At 47.8% G+C, this 21005-nt stretch carries 16 protein-coding genes and 1 pseudogene; 4 read left to right on the forward strand and 13 right to left on the reverse strand.

All coding sequences use genetic code 11. The features are described from left to right. The first annotated feature begins 11 nt into the window (after nucleotides 1–11). From ACUZ8J_RS16270 to ACUZ8J_RS16280, 3 genes are all read left to right on the forward strand, one after another. Nucleotides 12–932 (forward strand): DMT family transporter, encoded by a 921-nt coding sequence (locus ACUZ8J_RS16270; protein WP_446694362.1) that lies wholly within the window; start codon nucleotides 12–14, stop codon nucleotides 930–932. A gap of 133 nt (nucleotides 933–1065) precedes the next feature. After that, on the forward strand, nucleotides 1066–1542 hold the full coding sequence (gene ybaK, locus ACUZ8J_RS16275) for a Cys-tRNA(Pro) deacylase (protein WP_446694363.1): 477 nt from the start codon (nucleotides 1066–1068) through the stop codon (nucleotides 1540–1542). Between the two features lie 124 nt (nucleotides 1543–1666). Further along, nucleotides 1667–1969: a hypothetical protein gene (locus ACUZ8J_RS16280; protein ID WP_086903375.1), complete on the forward strand. Its 303-nt coding sequence runs from the start codon at nucleotides 1667–1669 to the stop codon at nucleotides 1967–1969. A 111-nt stretch (nucleotides 1970–2080) separates the two neighbouring features. Here ACUZ8J_RS16280 and ACUZ8J_RS16285 read toward each other — a convergent pair whose 3' ends face one another. From ACUZ8J_RS16285 to ACUZ8J_RS16305, 5 genes are all read right to left on the reverse strand, one after another. After that, nucleotides 2081–3358: a glutamate-5-semialdehyde dehydrogenase gene (locus ACUZ8J_RS16285; RefSeq protein WP_446694364.1), complete on the reverse strand. Its 1278-nt coding sequence runs from the start codon at nucleotides 3356–3358 to the stop codon at nucleotides 2081–2083. Between the two features lie 12 nt (nucleotides 3359–3370). After that, nucleotides 3371–4489 carry a glutamate 5-kinase gene (gene proB / locus ACUZ8J_RS16290; RefSeq protein ID WP_086903377.1) on the reverse strand — a complete coding sequence of 373 codons (1119 nt, stop codon included), beginning with the start codon at nucleotides 4487–4489 and terminating at the stop codon, nucleotides 3371–3373. A gap of 175 nt (nucleotides 4490–4664) precedes the next feature. After that, the gene (locus tag ACUZ8J_RS16295) at nucleotides 4665–5954 is read right to left on the reverse strand and encodes an NCS2 family permease (protein WP_446694365.1); all 1290 of its coding nucleotides are present in this window, start codon (nucleotides 5952–5954) and stop codon (nucleotides 4665–4667) included. A gap of 408 nt (nucleotides 5955–6362) precedes the next feature. Next, nucleotides 6363–8528: a TonB-dependent siderophore receptor gene (locus ACUZ8J_RS16300; RefSeq protein WP_446694366.1), complete on the reverse strand. Its 2166-nt coding sequence runs from the start codon at nucleotides 8526–8528 to the stop codon at nucleotides 6363–6365. A gap of 919 nt (nucleotides 8529–9447) precedes the next feature. Further along, nucleotides 9448–10986 carry a leucyl aminopeptidase family protein gene (locus ACUZ8J_RS16305; RefSeq protein ID WP_446694367.1) on the reverse strand — a complete coding sequence of 513 codons (1539 nt, stop codon included), beginning with the start codon at nucleotides 10984–10986 and terminating at the stop codon, nucleotides 9448–9450. Between the two features lie 218 nt (nucleotides 10987–11204). On the opposite strand from ACUZ8J_RS16305, the pseudogene ACUZ8J_RS16310 reads away from it, so the two are divergent. After that, nucleotides 11205–12666: pseudogene (locus tag ACUZ8J_RS16310) on the forward strand (aminoacyl-histidine dipeptidase). Nucleotides 12667–12841: 175 nt separating this feature from the next. Here ACUZ8J_RS16310 and dinB read toward each other — a convergent pair. The 8 genes from dinB to nqrE form a co-directional block, all read right to left on the reverse strand. Then, nucleotides 12842–13921, reverse strand: coding sequence for a DNA polymerase IV (gene dinB, locus ACUZ8J_RS16315; RefSeq protein ID WP_089068322.1), 1080 nt, complete (start codon nucleotides 13919–13921; stop codon nucleotides 12842–12844). Between the two features lie 149 nt (nucleotides 13922–14070). Beyond that, the gene (locus ACUZ8J_RS16320) at nucleotides 14071–16074 is read right to left on the reverse strand and encodes a methyl-accepting chemotaxis protein (RefSeq protein WP_446694368.1); all 2004 of its coding nucleotides are present in this window, start codon (nucleotides 16072–16074) and stop codon (nucleotides 14071–14073) included. Between the two features lie 299 nt (nucleotides 16075–16373). After that, a complete protein-coding gene (gene bfr, locus ACUZ8J_RS16325) occupies nucleotides 16374–16841 on the reverse strand; it encodes a bacterioferritin (protein WP_011625412.1) in 468 nt (155 codons plus the stop codon). Nucleotides 16842–16850: 9 nt separating this feature from the next. Further along, nucleotides 16851–17324, reverse strand: a complete 474-nt coding sequence (gene bfr / locus ACUZ8J_RS16330) for a bacterioferritin (protein ID WP_446694369.1) — start codon at nucleotides 17322–17324, stop codon at nucleotides 16851–16853. 374 nt (nucleotides 17325–17698) lie between these two features. Beyond that, nucleotides 17699–17923 carry a (Na+)-NQR maturation NqrM gene (nqrM, locus tag ACUZ8J_RS16335; RefSeq protein WP_007645837.1) on the reverse strand — a complete coding sequence of 75 codons (225 nt, stop codon included), beginning with the start codon at nucleotides 17921–17923 and terminating at the stop codon, nucleotides 17699–17701. 11 nt (nucleotides 17924–17934) lie between these two features. After that, nucleotides 17935–18993, reverse strand: a complete 1059-nt coding sequence (locus tag ACUZ8J_RS16340; protein ID WP_089068993.1) for an FAD:protein FMN transferase — start codon at nucleotides 18991–18993, stop codon at nucleotides 17935–17937. 98 nt (nucleotides 18994–19091) lie between these two features. Then, nucleotides 19092–20348: an NADH:ubiquinone reductase (Na(+)-transporting) subunit F gene (gene nqrF, locus ACUZ8J_RS16345; protein ID WP_011621734.1), complete on the reverse strand. Its 1257-nt coding sequence runs from the start codon at nucleotides 20346–20348 to the stop codon at nucleotides 19092–19094. 46 nt (nucleotides 20349–20394) lie between these two features. Further along, nucleotides 20395–21003: an NADH:ubiquinone reductase (Na(+)-transporting) subunit E gene (nqrE, locus tag ACUZ8J_RS16350; RefSeq protein WP_006080469.1), complete on the reverse strand. Its 609-nt coding sequence runs from the start codon at nucleotides 21001–21003 to the stop codon at nucleotides 20395–20397. Between the last annotated feature and the right edge of the window lie 2 nt (nucleotides 21004–21005).

Raw genomic sequence — 21005 nt, forward strand, 5'->3', positions numbered from 1 at the left:
AGGGTAAAAGTGTGAAATCTTCAAATTTGGCGTATGTGTACGGCATGGCCGCGGTATTCCTCTGGTCGACGGTGGCAACCGCCTTTAAGATTGCCCTCGGATTTTATAGCCCGTTGCAACTGGTGTTTGTGGCGGTACTCATTTCAATCGTCGCCCTAGGTGCCATTCTCACTTGGCAGAAAAAACTGCCACTCCTTAAAGCGCAGCTCCTGCGTCGCCCGGCGTTTTATCTGGTTACCGGGCTGATTAATCCGTTTCTGTATTACGTGGTGCTGTTTAAAGCTTATTCACTGTTACCCGCCCAGCAGGCACTGTCACTCAACTACACTTGGGCGGTATTGCTGCCGCTGTTAGCCGCGCCGCTGCTGAAACAACATTTGCGTAAGAGCGATATGATTGCGGCACTGATTGCCTACTCTGGGGTTTTTATTATCGCCACCGGCGGCGATGTCAGCGGTTTTCGCTTCGACAGTCCACTCGGGATTGGGCTTGCATTAACCAGCACTTTGCTCTGGTGCCTATATTGGATTGTGAACACTAAAGATCAAGGTGACCCAGTGGTCAGCCTGCTATTAAGCTTTTTGATTGGTTTGCCCTTTATTACCGTGACACTGCTACTGACCGATACCCTGCCCAGCTTTAGTTTGAGCGCTGTAATGGCGGGAATGTATGTTGGCTTATTTGAGATGGGCATTACCTTCGTGCTTTGGTTAATGGCACTAAAAACCGCGACTCGCACGGCCAATATCAGTACCTTAGTATTTTTATCGCCTGTGATGTCGATTGGCTTTATTGCCTGGATTCTGCAAGAGACTATCGCCGCCGCGACTTATATCGGGTTAGGTTTTATTTTGAGTGGCATGATGTTGCAGCAGTTATTCCCGCGCTATCTGGAGCGCAAAACCAAGCTCAATGCCAAGCTTGTAGACTAAATAAGGCGTATCACTCGGGCATAAGCAATTTATGCCCGAGCTAACATTTTAACGCCGCAGAAAGGGCTACTATGGCGGACTTTTATTGCCCCTAGACTGTTATTGCAGCTAATTGGGGCGCGAGGACGAGAGCATGACACCAGCCGTACAAATGGCAAAGAAAGCCAAAATTCCCTTTGAAATCTTAGAATACAGCCACGACCCACACTGCGCCGCCTACGGCGAAGAAGCCGCCAATGTGTTAGGGCTCGCCCCCGCGCAGGTATTTAAAACCTTACTGGTTGCGACCGATAAAGCCCATCCACCACTGGCCGTCGCTCTGGTGCCCGTTGACCATCAACTCAATTTAAAAGCCGTCGCTAAATGTTTAGGCCAGAAGAAACTGCAAATGGCCGATGCGGATTTAGCACAAAAATCATCAGGCTATCTCGTTGGCGGCATTAGTCCCCTCGCCCAGAAAAAACAGCTGCCAACGCTAATCGATGCGACGGCTCAGCAATTCGATAAAATCTATGTGAGTGCCGGCCGCCGTGGCCTTGAAATCTGCCTTGCGGCGAATGACTTAGCGAGATTGTGCCGCGGGTCTTTTGCCGATATTAAAACCCTTTAAGGCTAAATATCAGATATTTCTAAAATATGTTCAGAGCATCACAGTATTTATCCCAAATTGATTTGAAAATAGAGACATATCCGACTATAAATTGAACTGTACACAGACGACTAAGGATAGTCAGATGGAAAAATCAACTCAATGGAATCAAGAAGATGGCTTAAGCCCTATCAGTTGGGTCGCCATGCTCATTTGTATTGCCCTTTTTATCTACGAACATTTTTGGGGAAATGGTTTTACGACCATGGTGGTGATGCTCTACTGTACTTTTTTACTCCCCTCGGTACTGATCACCCGTAGAGTGCAAGAAAGGTATTTCCTGTATACCTTGGTATATATCAGGGCCTTTCGTAAATTCACTACCCTAATGTCGGTGGCGTTTCTGTGTCTGTGGTTGATTGCCACTTACACTCCACTCATCCATTAACCGAGATGTTTGTCTGGTCCTGAAATAAGTTTGCCAACAAAAAAGCCGCTATTGCGGCTTTTTTAATTGAACGATGTAGCCAAGCGAGATAGCCCGTCGTTGGCAAGTGAACTATGCGCGGCTGGTGTAATCACCCCATGCTAACCACTTATAGGTGGTCAGCGCCTCGAGCCCCATAGGACCTCGGGCATGGAGTTTTTGCGTGCTTACGGCCACCTCGGCACCCAAACCAAATTGGCCGCCATCGGTAAAACGGGTGCTGGCATTCACATACACAGCTGCCGAATTCACTTCGTTCATAAAATGCGTTGCGGCGTGGATATCATCGGTGAGAATCGCCTCAGAGTGCCCACTGGAATAGGTACGGATATGGGCAATAGCTGTATCTATGTCATTCACCACTTTTATACCTAAGGTCAAAGACAACCATTCGGTCGCAAAGCTTTGCTCAGTTGCCGGGGAAATATCAAACCCCAGCCCATCGAGCAGTGCATAGCTTTGTTCACATACCGAAAAACGCACACCTAAACGGTGTAAGTACTCGGCAATTTGCGGCACAAAACGCTCGGCAACCGCGTTATCCACCAGCAAAGTATCTAATGCATTACACACCGTTGGACGCTGCACTTTTGCGTTAGCAATCACCTCGAGTGCGCGCTCAAGATCGGCATGTTTATCGACATACAGATGGCAGATCCCAATGCCACCTAAGATCACCGGAATCGTCGCTTGCTCGGCGCAAAGGCGCTGTAAGGCTTGTCCGCCACGGGGGACTATCATATCGACATATTGGTCAAGCTTGAGTAGCCCTGTGACTAAGGCTCTATCGGGTGAATCAATCAGCTGCACCGCATCAACTGGCAGACCTTGGCTTGCAATTGCGCCACGGATCACTTCGCTAATCAGTTTGTTAGATTCGAGCGTCTCTTTTCCGCCGCGCAAAATCACCGCATTACCAGTTTTAAGTGCCAACACAGCAATATCGACCGTCACATTCGGCCGCGCCTCGTAGATAACCCCAATCACCCCAAGCGGTACACGGCGGCGCGTGAGCCTTAAGCCATTGTCCAACACGCGGCTGCCAAACTCTTCGCCAACAGGATCGGCAAGACGCACCACATCACCGATATCACCGATAATCCCCGCCAGACGCGACTCGTTAAGCAACAATCTATCGATCATTGCATCATTCAAGCCTTCAGCCTTAGCGGCTGCAACGTCTTTGGCGTTGGCCGCGAGAATCGCCTGAGTATTCTGCGTCAGGGCCTCGGCAATCGCCTCGAGTAAATCCGCTTTCTGTGCGGCGCTAAGATTTGCTAAGGCATAGCTGGCTTGTTTAGCCTGACTGCCCAGTTGTTGTAAATATTGCGCTTGATTAGTTTGACTCAAAACAGACCTCGCTTATAAGACGACCATGTCGTTGCGGTGCACTATTGCGTCACCATAATCGTAACCGAGTACAGACTCGATTTCGTCGGAATGTTTACCCGCAATTAACCCTAAAGCCTCACCACAGTAGCGGGTGATGCCTCTGGCAATGATTTTGCCTTTTTGGTCAACCAATTGCAGGGTTGCACCACGTTCAAATTCCCCTTTAACCCCAATAATCCCCTTCGATAGCAGGCTGCGACCTTTTTCGGTCACGGCTTTCACCGCGCCCGCATCGAGCACCAAGGAACCTTGGGCGGCTGGTCCCGCTAAAATCCACTGTTTGCGGCTCTCTAACGGATTTTCGATGGCACTAAAATGTGTGCCGACAGATTCTTTGCCGACGACTTTTTTAATCACATCGGGGTGATGACCCGAGGCAATCACCACTTCGATGCCCGCACGGCGAGCAATATCCGCAGCTTCAAGCTTAGTCGACATTCCGCCCGTGCCTAAGCCCGACACCGAACCACCCGCTAACAAACGCAGACTGTCGTCGATTTTCTCGACCTGAGAAATCAGCTTAGCATTCGGGTTAGTGCGCGGATCGGCATCGAATAAGCCTTTTTGATCCGTCAACAAAATCAACAGGTCTGCATCACACAGCAGTGCAGCACGCGCCGACAAGTTATCGTTGTCGCCCACTTTGATCTCATTAGTAGCGACGGCATCGTTTTCGTTGATGATGGGGATAATATTGTTTGCCAGCAAGGCATTAAGCGTATCGCGGGCATTCAAATAGCGCTCTCTATCGTGTAGATCGGCACGGGTCAGCAGCAATTGCCCCACATGCAAACCGTAGATACTAAAGAGTTGTGCCCAAGCGAGAATAAGCTGACTCTGCCCGACAGCGGCTAATAACTGTTTGTTAGCCATAGTGTCGGGCAATACCGGGTATTGGAGATGTTCGCGTCCGGCGGCAATTGCGCCAGAAGTGCATAATACGACTTCGACCCCTGATCTCATCAGTGCGGCCATTTGACGAGCAAGCTCAACCATATGGGCTTTATCCAGCTGTTTACTGCCAGAAGTCAGCACACTCGTCCCTAACTTCACTACCACGCGGCGATACGCTATCTCACTTAAATTCATTATTCATATGTAGAAAATAACCGGATAATCCTTATACCTAATCCGCAGAGCAATTGGTAGTTAGTGGGCAGGATGTTGGTAGAAATTTTCAATTCTGCTTGGGATCGCGCATAAAAAAGGGCCATCGATTAGATGACCCTCAAAAAATAGCCGCGAATAGGCGACTAGCTCAGTATCAGCCGTAAATAAATTTCGCAATAAACATGGCCGCGAGCACCAGCACGCCGATATTTAAATCGCTAAAGCGGCCCGTTAACAGCTTGATGACAGCATAGGAAATAATCCCCAGCGCAATCCCTGTGGCAATCGAGAAGGTCAGCGGCATCAGGATACACACCACAACCACAGGTGCAGCCTCAGTTAAGTCTTCCCATTCAACGTGAACCAGTCCAGCCATCATTAGAATCGCCACATAGAACAAGGTACCAGCCGTGGCATAGGCGGGGATCATTCCAGCTAATGGTGATAAGAATAAGGCCAAGATGAACAGTAAGCCGACCACGACGGCGGTTAAGCCAGTACGGCCGCCCGCGCTCACCCCAGCCGTACTTTCGATATAACTAGTGGTGGTTGACGTACCGAATGCAGCGCCCGCAATCGTCGCTAAACTGTCGGCGGTTAAGGCACGGTTTAAGCGAGGTAAACGGCCTTTTTCATCGAGGAAACCACCGCGCTGCGCAACCGCAACTAAGGTGCCCGAGGTATCAAAAAGATCCACAAACAGGAAGGCAAATACCACGGATAGCACTGTCACTTCAAATACTTGGGATAAATCCATCGCCATAAAGGTCGGCGCGACAGAAGGCGGCATAGAAACGATACCGTTGTAATGCACATCACCGAAGAGTAACCCAAGCCCGGTGATGATAAGGATGCTTAAAATCACCGCCGATTTCATTCCACGTTGCACCATGGCGATGATCAGGAAGAAACCTAACACGGCCATCACCGCTGGGAAGGCGGTAATATCGCCCATAGTCACTAAAGTTGCAGGGCTTGCGACCACAATGCCGGCACTCTTAAGACCGATCAGCGCGAGGAATAAACCAATACCCGCAGCAATACCGATACGTAGCGACATAGGAATACTGTTCACAATCCACTCGCGAATACGTACTAGAGACAGGATTAAAAAGCAAATTCCCGACAGGAAAACCGCACCGAGTGCCGTTTCCCAGCTATAACCCATCTCACCTACCACAGTGTAGGTAAAAAAGGCATTGAGTCCCATACCAGGGGCCAGTGCAATGGGGTAGTTCGCCATCACACCCATCACAATACATCCCACCGCCGCCGCTAAACAGGTGGCCACAAACACGGCGCCATGATCCATACCCGCATCGGCTAACATCATTGGATTTACAAAAATGATGTAGGCCATAGTCATAAATGTTGTCAAACCTGCTATCGCTTCCTGCTTGAGGCTCGTTTGATTTTGTTTCAGTTTGAACAGCTTTTCTAACATGGAACTGGGTTCCTTTTCTTTTTAAGTAGGTAGGGTCAAAAATGTAAACACTATGTAGTCGTGTTTTCCGCAGGGGATTATAGGGAGTTTGTGCTGGTCAGGCCAGAAAATTGATGGAGATTTTCTTGATATAAATCGCTAAACAGAACAAAAAACCACCGCACTTAATTTACATTAAAGCTCACTATAAATAGGGCTTAGCAAGCCAATCTCAACCACGGGGAAATTCAAATGCCGTTCAGGATTAACAGCACATTGTTTTTAAAGCGAAATAATCACAATAAAGCACAATGGTTATCCCATGCTGACATATAAGGCTACCTCAGTACCCCAAATGGGATTAAAGTCGATAGCAAAAAGCCGGCGCCCTTAAGGGCGCCGGCTTTTTGAGTGCAACGGGTAAAATGCTTAAAAACGATAGTTAAAGCTGACGGTAAAATTACGTGGCGCGCCGTAGTGATACGCACTGTAAGCAATGCCAGACGCTGTCATATAGGCATAATATTTCTCATCCAGCAGATTCTCTACGTTAACCTGCAGATCCATATCCTCAGCCAGATCGTAGCGCGCCATCAGATTCACTAGGGAGTAAGCATCCTGCTTGATTGCCACACCACCGCCTTCAGAGTAACTGTCGCTTTGCCAATTCACCCCACCACCTATGGTTAACTCAGGCAATAAGTCCACAAATTGATAGGTGGTAAAGAGTTTAAATTGCTTCTGCGGACTAGTAGTCGCGACTCGCTTACCCTCTGCATCTTCGGCATTAAATTGCGAGTAACCAGCAGAGATATTCCAGCCATCGGCAGGCTCACCCACCACTTCTAGCTCAAATCCCTTACTCTTAGTGCCTTGTGCGGCCTCATAGTAATTCACGGGTTGACCACCGATAACAATCGTTCCGGCTAAGGTTGCCAAGTTATCTTGGTCAATTTGGAACACGGCCACAGTGGTATGTAGACGATCGTCAAGATAAGCACTCTTTAGACCTAATTCGTAGGCTTTGCCTTCTAATGGGTCTAGATATTCTTGATTGGCATCGAAATAGTTCTGCGGGTTAAAAATTCCGGTATAACTGGCGTAAATACGATGCGCGTCATTGATATCGTACAAGGCACCAACATAGGGCACAAACACCCCATCATCACCAAAGTTAGTATCGGTACCATAGCTCACACCTTCACGGTTCCAGCTTGAGATACGTCCACCGGCAATCAGTTTAAAATCATCGGTAATGGTCAGGCGAGTCGCCGCATAAAAGCCTTTTTGCTCGGTATCCATATTGAGCTGACGGTTCGCGTTGCTAGACCATTCAGGCTCAGCAAACTGATTTTGTTGCCATTCGTAGAAGTTATCCACCACTTGTGAGTCCCAACCCGTCATATCCTCACGGATAGGCTCATAGGTATCGGCGTAGGATTTTTGCTTACTATACAAAGCGCCCGTCACAAACTCATGGGTTTGACCAAAGAGGTCATAGTCGCCTTTAAGCTGCACATCAAAGTTATTCGAGTTACTTTCACCATGGCTGTGATAACGCTGTCCACTGAGTCCCGCCCCGGTGTCTTTATCGAGCATACCCGACATGTAGATCATCTTAGTGGTGGTCTCATACTCCATGCGGTTGTAGTTAGCGACCAGCTGCCAACCATTGCTGAAGTAGTGATTCAGGTTCGCAAAGTAGTTGATATTTTTGGTTTCCCAGCGGCTCCAATCGGCAGCTGTGGTGGCCGATGTATCCCAATCAGTGGCAGAACCATCACTAAAGACGGCGGGCAACGCGCCCCACATCGCCCCTTTGGGATCATTGTGGTTATAGCTACCACCGACACGCAGCAAGGTGTTGGCCGTAATATCACTGTCGACCACACCATAGAGAATAGTTTTGCGGTCTTGATACAGATCTTGGTAAGAGTCGCTATTTACATACTTAGCGACCAAGCGCCCACGCACGCTGCCGTCTTCATTCAGACCATTAGACACATCCGCAGTAACTTGTTTTTTATCCCAACTTCCAGTGGCGACATCCACATAACCTTTAAGATCAGAACTGTCGGCATGCTTACGCACTAAGTTAATCGAGGCCGAAGGATCGCCAGCACCTGTTAATAATCCGGTAGCACCACGTACGACTTCAACGCGCTCGTAGATAGACACATCCGATACCGTTTCACCGGCATCACCGCCTAAACTCCAAGATAAAGGCACGCCATCAATTTGATAGTTTTGCACGGTAAAACCACGGGCCGAAAAACCGTTACGCACGTTATCGGTTTTTGAAGATGATAAACCCACAGTGTTGTTGACCACATCGACCACGGTATTTAGTGCCTGATCTTCAATCCGATCCGCCGTCATAATGCTGACCGACTGTGGCGTTTCCCGCAGCGTGAGTCCTAACCCCGTTGCGGTATCAATATTACGACTCACTGTGTATTTCCCCATCACAGTGATTTTTTCGATATTTTGATCTTGTGTCTCTGTTGTTGAAGCGGTTTGTTCTTCGGCCATCAGCGCCAAAGGATTCAAAGCTAGGGTTACTGCAGCAGCAAGTGGAAGTAGATTAAAACGCATAGTCGTTCAGCAAGTTTCGTTAAGGTGCGCATACGGTAACATCATTGAGAACGATTTGCATTTGTATTTTATGTGACAAATGTAACAAATTCATCATTCTTAAGTCGTACAAAAAGATGAATAGATTGATGAAAAAGTTTTATGCTTTAAAAACAGATAATTAAATTAACTCTTGATAAGAACAGTCATTTCGAGATGGCCGCAAAAAAATTTACGTTTATGGGAATAAATGAGAGGCATTGCGCCGTAACGACATTAAAAAGCTAAAAAAAAGCCTGCTCAATGAGCAGGCAAGACATATTTCAAGCGTCCCTTTCGGGGAAGTACATTACCGCGCTAGCGGAAGAAACCTGGCATACCCATGCAAAAACACCGATATGCTACTTGAGTCTAAACACGCCAAAAAGGCGATACAAAGGTTGATGGATGATGGAAACTAGGTTTAAAGGGATAGTTAGCCCTTAAAGCTCATAGCGAATAAACCGCCACGCAAAACATCAGAGTTAATCCAAGTGTTTTGCCAAACAAAGTGATTCTTGCCTGTATAAGACATAGTCAATTACTCCTAAGTAAAGTTGAGATTAAGTACTCTAGTAAAGCTTGGCTCGGTTCCTTGGAACTAGAGATTCTCAAATCCGTTGAGACGACTTGTCACTCGGGTCCTTGGAGAAGGATATCCATCCTGGATAGACTAGAGGGGATGGGCGCATTGCCCTGTCCACGAAAACTATTATATGTTTTCGTAGTTTTATTACAAGCTTTATTTGTATTTTTTTTAATTAAGGCTTTTTAATGTAATTTTATTACGTAAAACAACCAAAAATCTTGGCGACCTGCATCACATAAAAACAGAAATAATCCTGTAACCACCTAATAAGTAAGATATTACAGAATTATTTCTATTTATTACGTTAAATTGTTAACGATTGATCAGATATTGATACAGACCGACCAAGGGACTCGCAGTGGGTTTACCATAGAGCGGATCGCCCTCCGTTGCACTGCCAGCGATATCTAAGTGTGTGTAAGCTAAAGGAATAGCGGCATTTATGCCATGTTCAAACAATCCCGAAGCCTTAAGCAGAAACGCCGCCGGATATTGATGCCCACGGGCAGTTACCGAAGATGGCGCATTGTTAGAAGATAAAATATCAGCCGCCCCCGACACTTCACGGATCTTGGCAAAGTCCTCGCGGCGTAATGTAGAAACCTCAAAGGGTTCGCCCCATTGGCTTGCCTGTAACGCGAGTGTCTGCGCACACTTGGCGCCACTGGCGACCGCATTTTCAACCGCAGCAGGATACGCCCCATAACAACGTACCACATGGCCCGTGAGAGTCGCGACCGAGAACAACTCTGGTTGCACCGCCGAAACCGCTTTAATACGCAGATGACTTAACAGGTCTGCCAATACTAAACGCCCTTCCGCATCCGTATTACCAATGCGTACCCGCACGCCCGCATGGCTAGTGATAATTTCATCGGTGACAAAGGCTTCGCTACCAATGCTATTACGCACTAAGCCCAGTTCGGCGATCACTCGGATCCCTTTAGGCTTGAGCATAGACAAGGTTTTAAATAACCCCGCCACGGCAGAGGCGCCACCTTTATCACGACTCATGCCCGCCATTGCACCGCCGACTTTCAGATCGGCGCCGCCCGTATCGTAGACCACACCTTTACCTGCAAATAAGAAGGTACGAGTAATCTCGCCTTCGGGCAGATATTCGAGTTTCACCACCCTCGGTTGATGCCGCCCAACGGCAAAGGAAGAACGCGCCACCGCACTTAACAGTGGATAATCGCGCTCGAGAATATCCCTATCTTCCACGACTGCGGTTTTAATCACACTGCCTTTAAAAGCTTGCAAACAATATTCGGCAAAGGCTTTTGCCGACATACGCTCAGGTTCAGTGCCACATAAATCCCGAGCCAACACACGGCCAGCTTCTAATGCGTTGAGCAATTGACTCTTTTTAGATGTTAAAGACAGCAACCCTATGGCTTCAAAGGCTGGCGTTAAGCCCGTTGCCTCGCGCAATTCTAAGGTTTGCCATAATTCTTGGCCGCAGGCGAGCGCCGCAACTTCAGTCGCAAACCCAAACTTGGGCGTGGTAGAAGGCACCACATAAAGCAGGGGACGCTTAGCGCCCGCGTCTTTAGCAATAGCAATAGCAGCTCTTGCCGCATCGCCATAAACACGCACATCGGCATAATCATCAGCCACTTGAGTAACCGGCGCTATGATTAAACGGCCACCGGCTAAACCGGGGGCAAACAGTAACGTCGGGCTCTTACCGACACGCTTATCGACCTTAGCGCCATGCTCGGCCAATAAACTGATCTCATCAATTCCAATAGCACCAAGATCCGGTGTGACGACCACAACCGCATCCCAACCTTCACCATCAAAAATGGCATTTTCTGCTTGTACATCAACAAAGTTAACTTGAAACATGACCCATCCTTTTTCATTATTGTGCCTGCATTATTCCCGCTATAACGCTTAATTACCAATCAAAAAATCCCTTTGTCCCCATCGAAAAGACTGAGGGTGGCAACTTTCGCTGCCACAAGCACAGATAGGCTGATCGAGAAGATTAATCGGCCGAGCAGAATGTGGTAGGATCAAGCCAAATTTGCCCTATACCCACAAGACCTGATGAGGGACCTCCTGTGACAGCGTTAAGTCAGTTATACCCACAGCCTTTATGGCAATGGTTCGAACAAATCTGTGCAATTCCCCACCCTTCCAAACATGAACAAGCACTCAGCCAACACATCCAAGCGTGGGCTAAGAGTAAACAACTCGATGTCGTGGAAGATGCGGTCGGCAATTTAATCATTCGCAAACCCGCAACGCCCGGAATGGAAGATCGCAAAATCGTCGTGATCCAAGCTCACATCGATATGGTGCCGCAAAAGAATGCCGACAAAGTGCATGACTTTACCAAAGATCCTATCGAAGCCTATGTTGACGGTGACTGGGTAAAAGCCAAAGGCACAACCTTAGGCGCCGACAATGGTATTGGCATGGCGTCAGCCTTAGCGATTTTAGGTAGCGACGATATCAAACACGGCCCACTAGAAGTACTGCTCACGATTGATGAAGAAGCAGGCATGACAGGCGCCTTTGGCCTGCAAGCGGGTATGCTCGATGCTGAAATCCTGATCAACACCGACTCAGAGCAAGAAGGTGAGATCTACATGGGCTGCGCTGGCGGCGTCGATGCACAGATCACTCTGCCTATGGTATGGCAAGCATCGGAGCAAAGTTACGCGTCATTTAGCCTGCATTTATCTGGCTTAAAAGGCGGTCACTCTGGGGTTAACATCCATTTGGGTCGTGGTAACGCCAACAAACTCTTGGCACGCTTCCTGTTTGAAAATGCCGATGAATTAGCGCTGGAATTAACCCAATTTACCGGTGGTTCACTGCGTAATGCCATCCCACGCGAAGCCAATATCAGCTTTATGTTACCCGCTGAAAATGTCGATGCACTGAATGAAAAAGTGCGCGCTTTTGAAGCCTTAGTCCGCGCCGAGCTGGCCATTGCCGACCCTGATATGCGTTTAGTGTTGAGCGAAATCCCAACGCCAAAACGCGTGATGAGTGAAAACAGCCAAAACACGCTGATCGACCTGCTGCATGTATGCCCTAATGGCGTGATGCGTATGAGCGATGAAGTCGCTGGCGTGACAGAAACCTCACTCAACGTAGGCGTGATTAGCACTAACGATGAAGAAGTTAGCATTCTGTGCTTAATTCGCTCGCTCATCGATTCGGGCCGCAGCCAAGTTGAAGGCATGCTCAATGCGCTGACTAATCTCGCTGGCGCTGAAATTGAATTCAGTGGCGCTTACCCAGGTTGGAAGCCAGATAACAGCTCACCCGTAATGGCGATTGTGCGTGAGACCTACGAGTCTATCTACCATAAAGAACCGGTTATCATGGTGATCCACGCGGGTCTTGAATGTGGTCTGTTCAAGAAGCCTTATCCAAATGGATATGGTGTCGATTGGCCCTACCATCCGCTATCCACACGGCCCGGATGAAATGGTCAATATCACCACAGTAGGTCAATACTGGGATCTGCTCCTTGCTGTGCTAGAACGAATTCCCGCTAAAGGTGAATAATCACTCTAGGTGAATAGTCGCTAAGCAGACTTAAATAACAAAGGCCGCAGAGGGTTTACCAATGCGGCCTTATTGTTGCTTCTATTTGCGCACTGCGTAAAGCTGATTATCGCGTTATCTAAACTAAACTAGGTTAGATTGGCGCGGAGCCAGATCCGCTCAGATTAAATTGACACTAAAACACAAAATCCAACTGCTTCGTTTCGCGTACCATGAGCGGCGAAAGCGTGTCTTTACTCTCGGCGAGTCCAACAGAAACCCCGAGTAACCGAATTCCACGGCCCTCTTGCCTAGCCATTGCTTGGCTCAGTAGCTCATAGAACATCACCACGGAGACCTCGTCACTACGATGCTCGATGGTGGTCTGTTTAAAATCATTAAATTTAAGTTTGACCACCTGCTTATGGATTTGCCTCCCCTTAGCACTTCGCCCTAAACGGCTGGACAACTCTTGGATTAATCCCGGCATCACCTGTTGGCACTGCTCCAGCGTGTAAATATCCTGAGCGAGAGTGGTCTCAACGCCTACGGATTTGCGCTCGCGGCTCACAGAAATCCCGCGATCATCGATGCCATGGGCCCGCTCGACTAACACGGCGCCAAACTTACCAAAACGGGCAATCAACTCTTGCTTTGGATAAGCCTGCACATCGGCGCAGGTATTTAAGCCTAGCGAAGACAGTTTCTCAGCGGTCACTTTACCGACTCCGGGTATTTTCCGCAGGGATAAGCTTTTAACGAACTCGGGCACCTCATCGGGTGGGATAACACATTGCCCATTGGGCTTATTTAAATCAGAGGCAACCTTGGCGAGAAATTTAATCGGCGCCACGCCCGCCGATGCCGTCAGCCCAGTTTCGGCCAAAATATCACGGCGAATCGCCTCGGCAATTAACGTGGCTGAGCCCTTAAACAGCTTACAATCGCTGACATCTAAATAGGCTTCATCGAGGGAAAGTGGTTCGATTAACTCAGTGTATCGGGAAAAGATGGCGCGAATTTGCTGTGAGACCTCTTTGTAGACCTGCATACGACCGGGAACGAGGATAAGATCGGGGCACAATTTCAGTGCGTAGCCCGTCGCCATGGCCGAACGCACGCCAAATTTGCGCGCCTCATAATTACAAGTGCTGATGACGCCACGCTGCACCCGACTGCCGCCGACAGCCAGCGGTTTACCGCGGTATTCGGGAAAATCCCGCATTTCTACCGCAGCAAAATAGCAATCCATATCGATATGAATGATTTTTCGCACCTTGCATTCCTCCGACACTCAAAATACTGTATATAAAAACAGTAATCAAGTATCACTTATCAATTTGCAGCGGTGCTGTTTGCGCTTGGATTATCAGCGCTCAAAAACAAAGGGAGCCCTAAGGCTCCCTTGATTTGCAACGTTTTGAATTAAATCTTAAATTGCCCAATGTTGCGGGTGAGTTCGTGAGTCGCTTGCTCAAATCCTTGCAAACTTTGGGATAAATCTTGGCTCGAGAGCAAAGACTGATCGGACAAACCACGTACGCTAACCACGTTCTGTGCCACCTCTTCAGCCACAACGGCCTGCTGGCCAATCGCGACAGTAATTTCCACCGTTTGCTGCTGAATCGACACAATGGCACTGGCGATATCACTTAAGGCTTGCTCCACTTGTGTGGTCAAGTCTTGTCCGACTCTTGCCTGCTCAACCCCAGATTCCATCACCTGCTCGGCTTGTAGCGCACTCTGTTGCAGGGTTTGGATAATGCCTTGAATGTTGGCGGTAGAATCTTGGGTACGAGACGCGAGGGTACGCACTTCATCGGCCACCACGGCAAAACCTCGGCCCTGCTCACCCGCCCGCGCCGCCTCGATGGCCGCATTGAGCGCCAGCAAGTTGGTTTGGTCGGCAATGTTGCGGATCACGCTTAACACTTCGCCAATTTGCTCAGATCTGCTACGTAACTCCTTGATGACTTTGGCCGCTTCAATCACTTGAACCGATAATGCCTTCATACCTTCGGTCGCGCGGGACACGATTTGGGTACCGTCATGGGCTTGGGTTTGTGCCTTTTCAGCAAAATCATTCGCCCGCTGCGCGCTAATCGCCATTTCTTGGCTCGTCTGTGCCATTTGGGTGGCGGCCGTGGCCACTGAGTCGATTTGTTGTTTCTGCGATGACACCGAAGATACGGCTAAATCACACACTTGGCGCGCATCCATCATCCCAGTGCCCACCTCTTGGGTTAAGTTACGAGTATGCAGTAACATCTGCTGCACCTTTTCGGCAAAGCGATTGAAGGCATCACCCAACTTGCCTAACTCATCTTCGCGCTCCATTAAAATGCGTTGGGATAAATCGCTATCACCTTCGGCAATGTCTTCCATCGCATCGAGCAATTTGCCGAGTTGGCGTCTAAAGGGCAATAACATCAACCATACTGTGATGCCGACCAAGAGCATGATCCCTAAGGCTACAAAACAGGCATTCCAAAAGGCTTCGGTTACAGGCGCTTCAATCACCTCATGGGGTAACATAAAGGCTAAGTGCCATTTCTGCTTAGGATAATCACCGCCCACGGACACAAAGGTTACCCGCTGCGGCACACCGTTAAAGGTGACTTCGGCAAAGCCCTGCGTCTCGCGCTGCATTTGTTGTCTTAAGGCGGTAAAACCTGAGGTGTCCTTAAACTGGCTATCGATTTGATTCGCAAGTGAGCCTGGCGGGAATTTATCTGAGAATCCAGGGAAATAAACCAGCTTACCTTCATCTGTCATCAGGAAGGCTTGGCCATAGTTGCGGTATTTGATTGGCGCTAACAGGGTTTTACCAATGGTATCGATAAGAATATCCATACCACCAATCCCGATGAGTTCGCCATTGGCACCATAGACTGGGGTTTTAACCGTGGCTGAAATAGATCCATCGTTGGCATCGACCGCAGGATCGCCCACAAACAAGCTACGCTGATCGATAGCCTCCTGCCACCAAGGACGCTTGTTAGTGTAATAGTTTGGATCGCCATCGAAACGGCCATTGAGGTCGAAATATTCGAAGGTATTCGCCGAGCCAAAGAACACTGACTTCACATCGCTATCACGGTCGGAGAACGAGCGGAAATAGCGAATAATATCTTGGTACTGTTGATCGTTGGCTAAGTTACTGCCACGGGCATGATATTGGCTAAACCAATGGATAAGCCCTGGTTCAGCAAAAACCGAGTGGATCACTTGCCCTTTAGCAACAAAGTAACCACCAATCTCATTGGCCTTGAGAGCCACAAGCGCCGAAATGTCCGCATCCACTTGCTTACGTGTGTTATTACTTTCTTTATTCACGAGCAAAGCGGCAACTAAAGTAAGAAGTACAGCGAGGGCACCGACGATAGTTACCACTAACTGCAAACTAAGAGAACGTTTTATATATCTCATCCATCTTCCCGTCTGGTTAACCAACCACTTAACAAAAAAGCCTGCAAAAACAGTTTCACACGGTAACAATTTTTACCAGCCAACAACAGCCGAAATGATGAGAAAAAACGTAAACAAGTATTTGTAAAGAATAGACATTAGCAAAATAACAGGAATCGCTAAACAATCGACATCCATCAGAAGATCCCATTGCGATAGCGATTTTTTACAGAGTGTTAGACTAAATACTCAAAATCCAAAAACAAAGGCCAGTCATTTAGTGACTGGCCTTTGTGCTTAAGCTGCGTAAGCTGGAGTGGTTACATCTTAGTTTGCAGATAATTCGGTAAACCAATTCGGTCAATCAAACCGAGCTGTTTTTCTAACCAATACATGTGGTCAGATTCGGTATCGTCGAGTAACACTTCTAAGATCTCACGGGTTTGATAATCTTTTTTCGACTCACACAGGGCAATCACCTTACGCAGATCATCGGCGACCTTATATTCATAGGCCAAATCGTTACGCAGCATCTCTTCAACGTTTGAACCAATGTTGAGCGCTTCCCGCGCGGCCACATTCGGCACGCCTTCGAGGAATAAAATGCGCTGTACCAGTTTGGCCGCATGGCCCTTTTCATCATCCGACTCGTGGGCAATACGTTCATAGAGTTCGTTCAGGCCCCAGTCTTCGTACATATGGGCATGCACAAAATACTGATCCATCGCCGATAACTCTCCCGTTAGGAGTCGATTCAACGCGTCGATGACCTCTTTATCACCTTTCATATTCAGCTCCTATGACTCACTAATTTGCGATTGAAGATAGTTTTGAATGCCGGTTAAGCTGATCAGCTCCTGCTGTGACTCGAGCCAATCCAAGTGCTCTTCTTCATCTTCAAGGATATCTTCGAGCAGATCGCGACTCACATAATCCTGCTCCGCCTCGCAAAGGCTAATGGCATCCCGTAACAGTGTGAGTTGTTCCTGCACCATGGCTAAATCGCAATCCAGCATCTCTTGGGTATGCTCGCCAATACGCAGTTTTTCGAGCTGTTGCAGATTCGGTAATCCCTCTAAAAATAATACTCGCCCGATAAGTTTATCGGCGTGTTTCATATCTTGGATGGATTTCTTGTATTCGACGTGATCTAGCTTCTCGAGACCCCAATGCTTGAACATTCTAGCGTGGAGAAAATATTGATTAATGGCCGTTAACTCACAGGTAAGCACCCGATTGAGTTGTCCCACCACTTTAGGATGACCTTTCATAAGTAACTATCCTTGATATGAGTGAAAGATTGATCTAAATCAAGCTTCTAGCCTAGTACAGTTTTCAAGCTAACTCAAATTTTCTTTATTTTTCACAAGCTTAAAGATAAAAAGCATTCTCATTATCGCTTAGATTAGCCAGCTATCCTCCTCATATATCAAGGATTAATTTTATGGGTACGCTCAGCAGGTAAGTAAATTCTCTTTCTTGCAGTTATAAAAGGCACTCGTTAACTGATTAGCATAACCCGCGTCACTCATCCCTTCGTGAACTTGCGCTTTCCAGAAGAAAATCGACGCTCCAAACCTCTGCTGCGCTAAAATCGAGGCAAAAAATAGCCTCCAGAGGAGGCTATTTCAGTTGAAGCGGATAATTAAATGATCCTGTCTTTCGTTAACTTCTCACGGCGCGCTTCTTCTGCGGCCATACGACGCTTACGCTTGTCGCAGGGATCATCACAATCGCAGGCTTTTTCAATCCCTAATACACCTAAACCGCCACAGCTTCCTTCAACGGCTTTGCGCTTGATGAGATAACCTATCGACATAAGCAAAAAGAACAGTAATAAAATCACAAATGCCGCGATAAAAGTGCTCATGTTAACTCCAACTACTTAAGGAAAGGCTTGAAGGCGTCACTGTAGTAGACTTTAAATCCTTCGCCTTGCTTTTCTATTAGCATTATCGCCAAGTGTTCTTTCTTGGCAAGCTCCAATGACGCTTCTGTGCCTAAAACCATCATCGCCGTCGCAAAACCATCGGCCGTCATACATTCTTTATGCAAAACGGTCACAGATGCTAGCTTATGATTAATCGGTAAACCGGTACGTGGATCAATTATATGAGTAAAACGCTGACCTTCTTCCTCATAATAATTGCGATAATCCCCCGACGTTGCCATCGCCATAGTGCCAGGCTCAATCACCTGCTGCACCGCCATGCCATCATCGGTCGGTTTCTCTATTGCGACGCGCCACGAGCTACCATCGCCTTTAGTGCCTTTAATGCTTAGCTCGCCACCAATTTCGACTAAGTAACCGCTTGCATGATACTTATCTAAAATAGAGGCCACTTTGTCCACGCCAAAACCTTTGGCGATTGAAGACAGGTCCACATATAAATGCGCATTGTGCTTGCTTAAGCGATTGCCTTCGATAGAAAGCTCACTGATACCCGTTTTGGCTTTAGCCGCATCGATATCGGCCTGAGTCGGCACTTTGGTTGGGCGCTTATCGGGGCCAAATCCCCATAGATTCACCAGCGGCCCTAAGGTAATGTCTAAGGCTTTGTCCGTCACGTTATACAAACGCATGCCTTCTTTAACCACTTTGATGGTATCCGGCGACACTTCAACGCTCTGCTCGAGCGGTAACTGGTTGAAACGGGACAGTTCTGAATTGGGTCGATAGGTCGACATTTGGTTATTGACTTGCTCGAGTGCTAAGTCAATTTCGGCCTGCAACAGCTGGGCCGTTGGCATTTGCTCATTGGGAACCACTTTAATGTGGTAGGTCGTGCCCATTGTGCTGCCCGCGAGGGAGATAACCTCATCCTGTTTGCTACAGGCTGAAATAAAAAAGGCTAGACCTACAAGGACCAGCCAGCTCACTGAATGCTTTAACACTGAGGTTTTTAACACGGGGGTTTTTAACGCTAGGGTTTTAAACATAGTGACTAACAACTCTTTTGGATGCCCTTTAATGCAAAAGTTGCAGATGAGAGCTTTACTCCACATCTGCAACTCTTCTCACCTTGGGCTAATTCACATTAGCCGCCGAAGTCATCCAACAGGATGTTTTCGTCTTCGACACCAAGATTTTTCAACATACCGATCACGGCCGCGTTCATCATTGGAGGTCCACACATGTAGAACTCACAATCTTCTGGCGCTTCATGGTCTTTCAGGTAGTTTTCATACAGTACGTTATGGATGAAACCTGTGTAACCATCCCAGTTGTCCTCTGGTTGAGGATCAGACAGAGCCACATGCCATACGAAGTTGTCGTTTTCAGCCGCTAGGCCGTCAAAGTCTTCCACGTAGAACATTTCACGCTTAGAACGTGCACCGTACCAGAAGCTCATCTTACGCTTAGACTTCAGACGCTTCAGTTGGTCGAAAATGTGTGAACGCATTGGTGCCATACCCGCACCACCACCGATAAACACCATTTCTGCATCGGTATCTTTCGCGAAGAATTCACCGAATGGGCCAGAAATCGTCACTTTATCGCCAGCCTTCAGGCTCCAAATGTAAGATGACATCTTACCGCATGGTAAGCTCAAGTTACGTGGAGGTGGCGTTGCGATACGTACGTTCAACATGATGATGCCAAACTCTTCTGGGTAGTTAGCCATTGAGTAAGCACGGATCGTTTCTTCGTCAACTTTAGATTCTAACTTGAAGAAGCCAAAGTGTTCCCAGTCACCACGGTACTTTTCAGGTACGTCGAAATCAGCATATTTAACATGGTGCGCAGGCGCTTCGATCTGGATGTAACCACCCGCACGGAACGGAACAGATTCACCATCAGGGATTTGCAGCTTCAGTTCTTTAATGAAGGTCGCCTTGTTATCGTTAGAGATAACAGTACATTCCCACTTCTTAATACCGAAGATTTCTTCGTCAAGCTCGATTTCCATGTCGTTCTTAACGTTCACCTGGCAAGACAGACGGCAACCTTTACGGGCGTCACCCTTGCTGATGTGATCTAATTCTGTTGGCAGAATATCACCGCCGCCAGACTTCACCACTACGCGACATTGGCCACAAGAACCACCGCCACCACAGGCGCTCGATACGAAGATACCGCTGTTCGCTAGCACGCCTAACAGCTTGCCACCGGCACCGGTTGTAATCGCTTTTTCAGGATCGTCGTTGATGCCGATCGTGATGTCACCGCTAGACACTAGCTTAGATTTAGCGAATAAAATCACTAACACTAAGACCAGGACGATAGCAGTAAACATACTCACACCGAGGTAAACCTCGAGCGGAGTAGATTTAAAAATACCAAGAATATCCATTAACTTATCCTTAGAAGGTCCAATTCAAGAAGCCGTTTGGTGTCTCTTACAGAGACACACCAGAAAACGACATGAAACCTAAGGCCATTAAACCAGCGGTAATAAAGGTAATACCTAAACCACGCAGGCCATTCGGCACATCGGCATACTTCAGCTTCTCACGGATACCGGCCATCAATACGATAGCTAATGCCCAACCTACTCCAGAGCCGAAACCAAACACCACACTTTCGCCCAGCTTGTAGTCACGCTCAACCATGAATGATACCGCACCGAAAATCGCACAGTTCACAGTGATCAGAGGTAAGAAGATACCTAACGCGTTGTACAAAGGAGGAAAGTACTTATCCAGTGCCATTTCCAGAATTTGAACTAAAGCCGCAATCACACCGATAAAGGTAATGAATTTCAAGAAGCTTAAGTCAGCTTCAGGTGCACCAGCCCAAGCCAGTGCGCCAGGAGCTAACAGCCCTTGGTAAATAACTTGGTTAGCAGGAACAGAGATAGTTAACACTACAACTACCGCAATCCCTAGGCCCATCGCGGTAGTCACTTTCTTCGATACCGCTAAGAAAGTACACATACCTAAGAAGAAGGCCAGTGCCATGTTTTCAATGAAAACAGAGCGAATTAACAGGCTAATATAATGTTCCATCT

This window comes from Shewanella sp. Koi 1, assembly GCF_052907445.1.

What these genes read in the sequence shown, in the direction of transcription:
- ACUZ8J_RS16300 (WP_446694366.1), bottom strand. Translation starts at nt 8,528, where the DNA reads ATGCGTTTTAATCTACTTCCACTTGCTGCTGCAGTAACCCTAGCTTTG.
- proB (WP_086903377.1), bottom strand. Translation starts at nt 4,489, where the DNA reads ATGAATTTAAGTGAGATAGCGTATCGCCGCGTGGTAGTGAAGTTAGGG.
- bfr (WP_011625412.1), bottom strand. Translation starts at nt 16,841, where the DNA reads ATGAAAGGTGATAAAGAGGTCATCGACGCGTTGAATCGACTCCTAACG.
- nqrF (WP_011621734.1), bottom strand. Translation starts at nt 20,348, where the DNA reads ATGGATATTCTTGGTATTTTTAAATCTACTCCGCTCGAGGTTTACCTC.
- bfr (WP_446694369.1), bottom strand. Translation starts at nt 17,324, where the DNA reads ATGAAAGGTCATCCTAAAGTGGTGGGACAACTCAATCGGGTGCTTACC.
- nqrM (WP_007645837.1), bottom strand. Translation starts at nt 17,923, where the DNA reads ATGAGCACTTTTATCGCGGCATTTGTGATTTTATTACTGTTCTTTTTG.
- ACUZ8J_RS16340 (WP_089068993.1), bottom strand. Translation starts at nt 18,993, where the DNA reads ATGTTTAAAACCCTAGCGTTAAAAACCCCCGTGTTAAAAACCTCAGTG.
- ACUZ8J_RS16305 (WP_446694367.1), bottom strand. Translation starts at nt 10,986, where the DNA reads ATGTTTCAAGTTAACTTTGTTGATGTACAAGCAGAAAATGCCATTTTT.
- ACUZ8J_RS16320 (WP_446694368.1), bottom strand. Translation starts at nt 16,074, where the DNA reads ATGAGATATATAAAACGTTCTCTTAGTTTGCAGTTAGTGGTAACTATC.
- ACUZ8J_RS16280 (WP_086903375.1), top strand. Translation starts at nt 1,667, where the DNA reads ATGGAAAAATCAACTCAATGGAATCAAGAAGATGGCTTAAGCCCTATC.
- nqrE (WP_006080469.1), bottom strand. Translation starts at nt 21,003, where the DNA reads ATGGAACATTATATTAGCCTGTTAATTCGCTCTGTTTTCATTGAAAAC.
- ACUZ8J_RS16295 (WP_446694365.1), bottom strand. Translation starts at nt 5,954, where the DNA reads ATGTTAGAAAAGCTGTTCAAACTGAAACAAAATCAAACGAGCCTCAAG.
- ybaK (WP_446694363.1), top strand. Translation starts at nt 1,066, where the DNA reads ATGACACCAGCCGTACAAATGGCAAAGAAAGCCAAAATTCCCTTTGAA.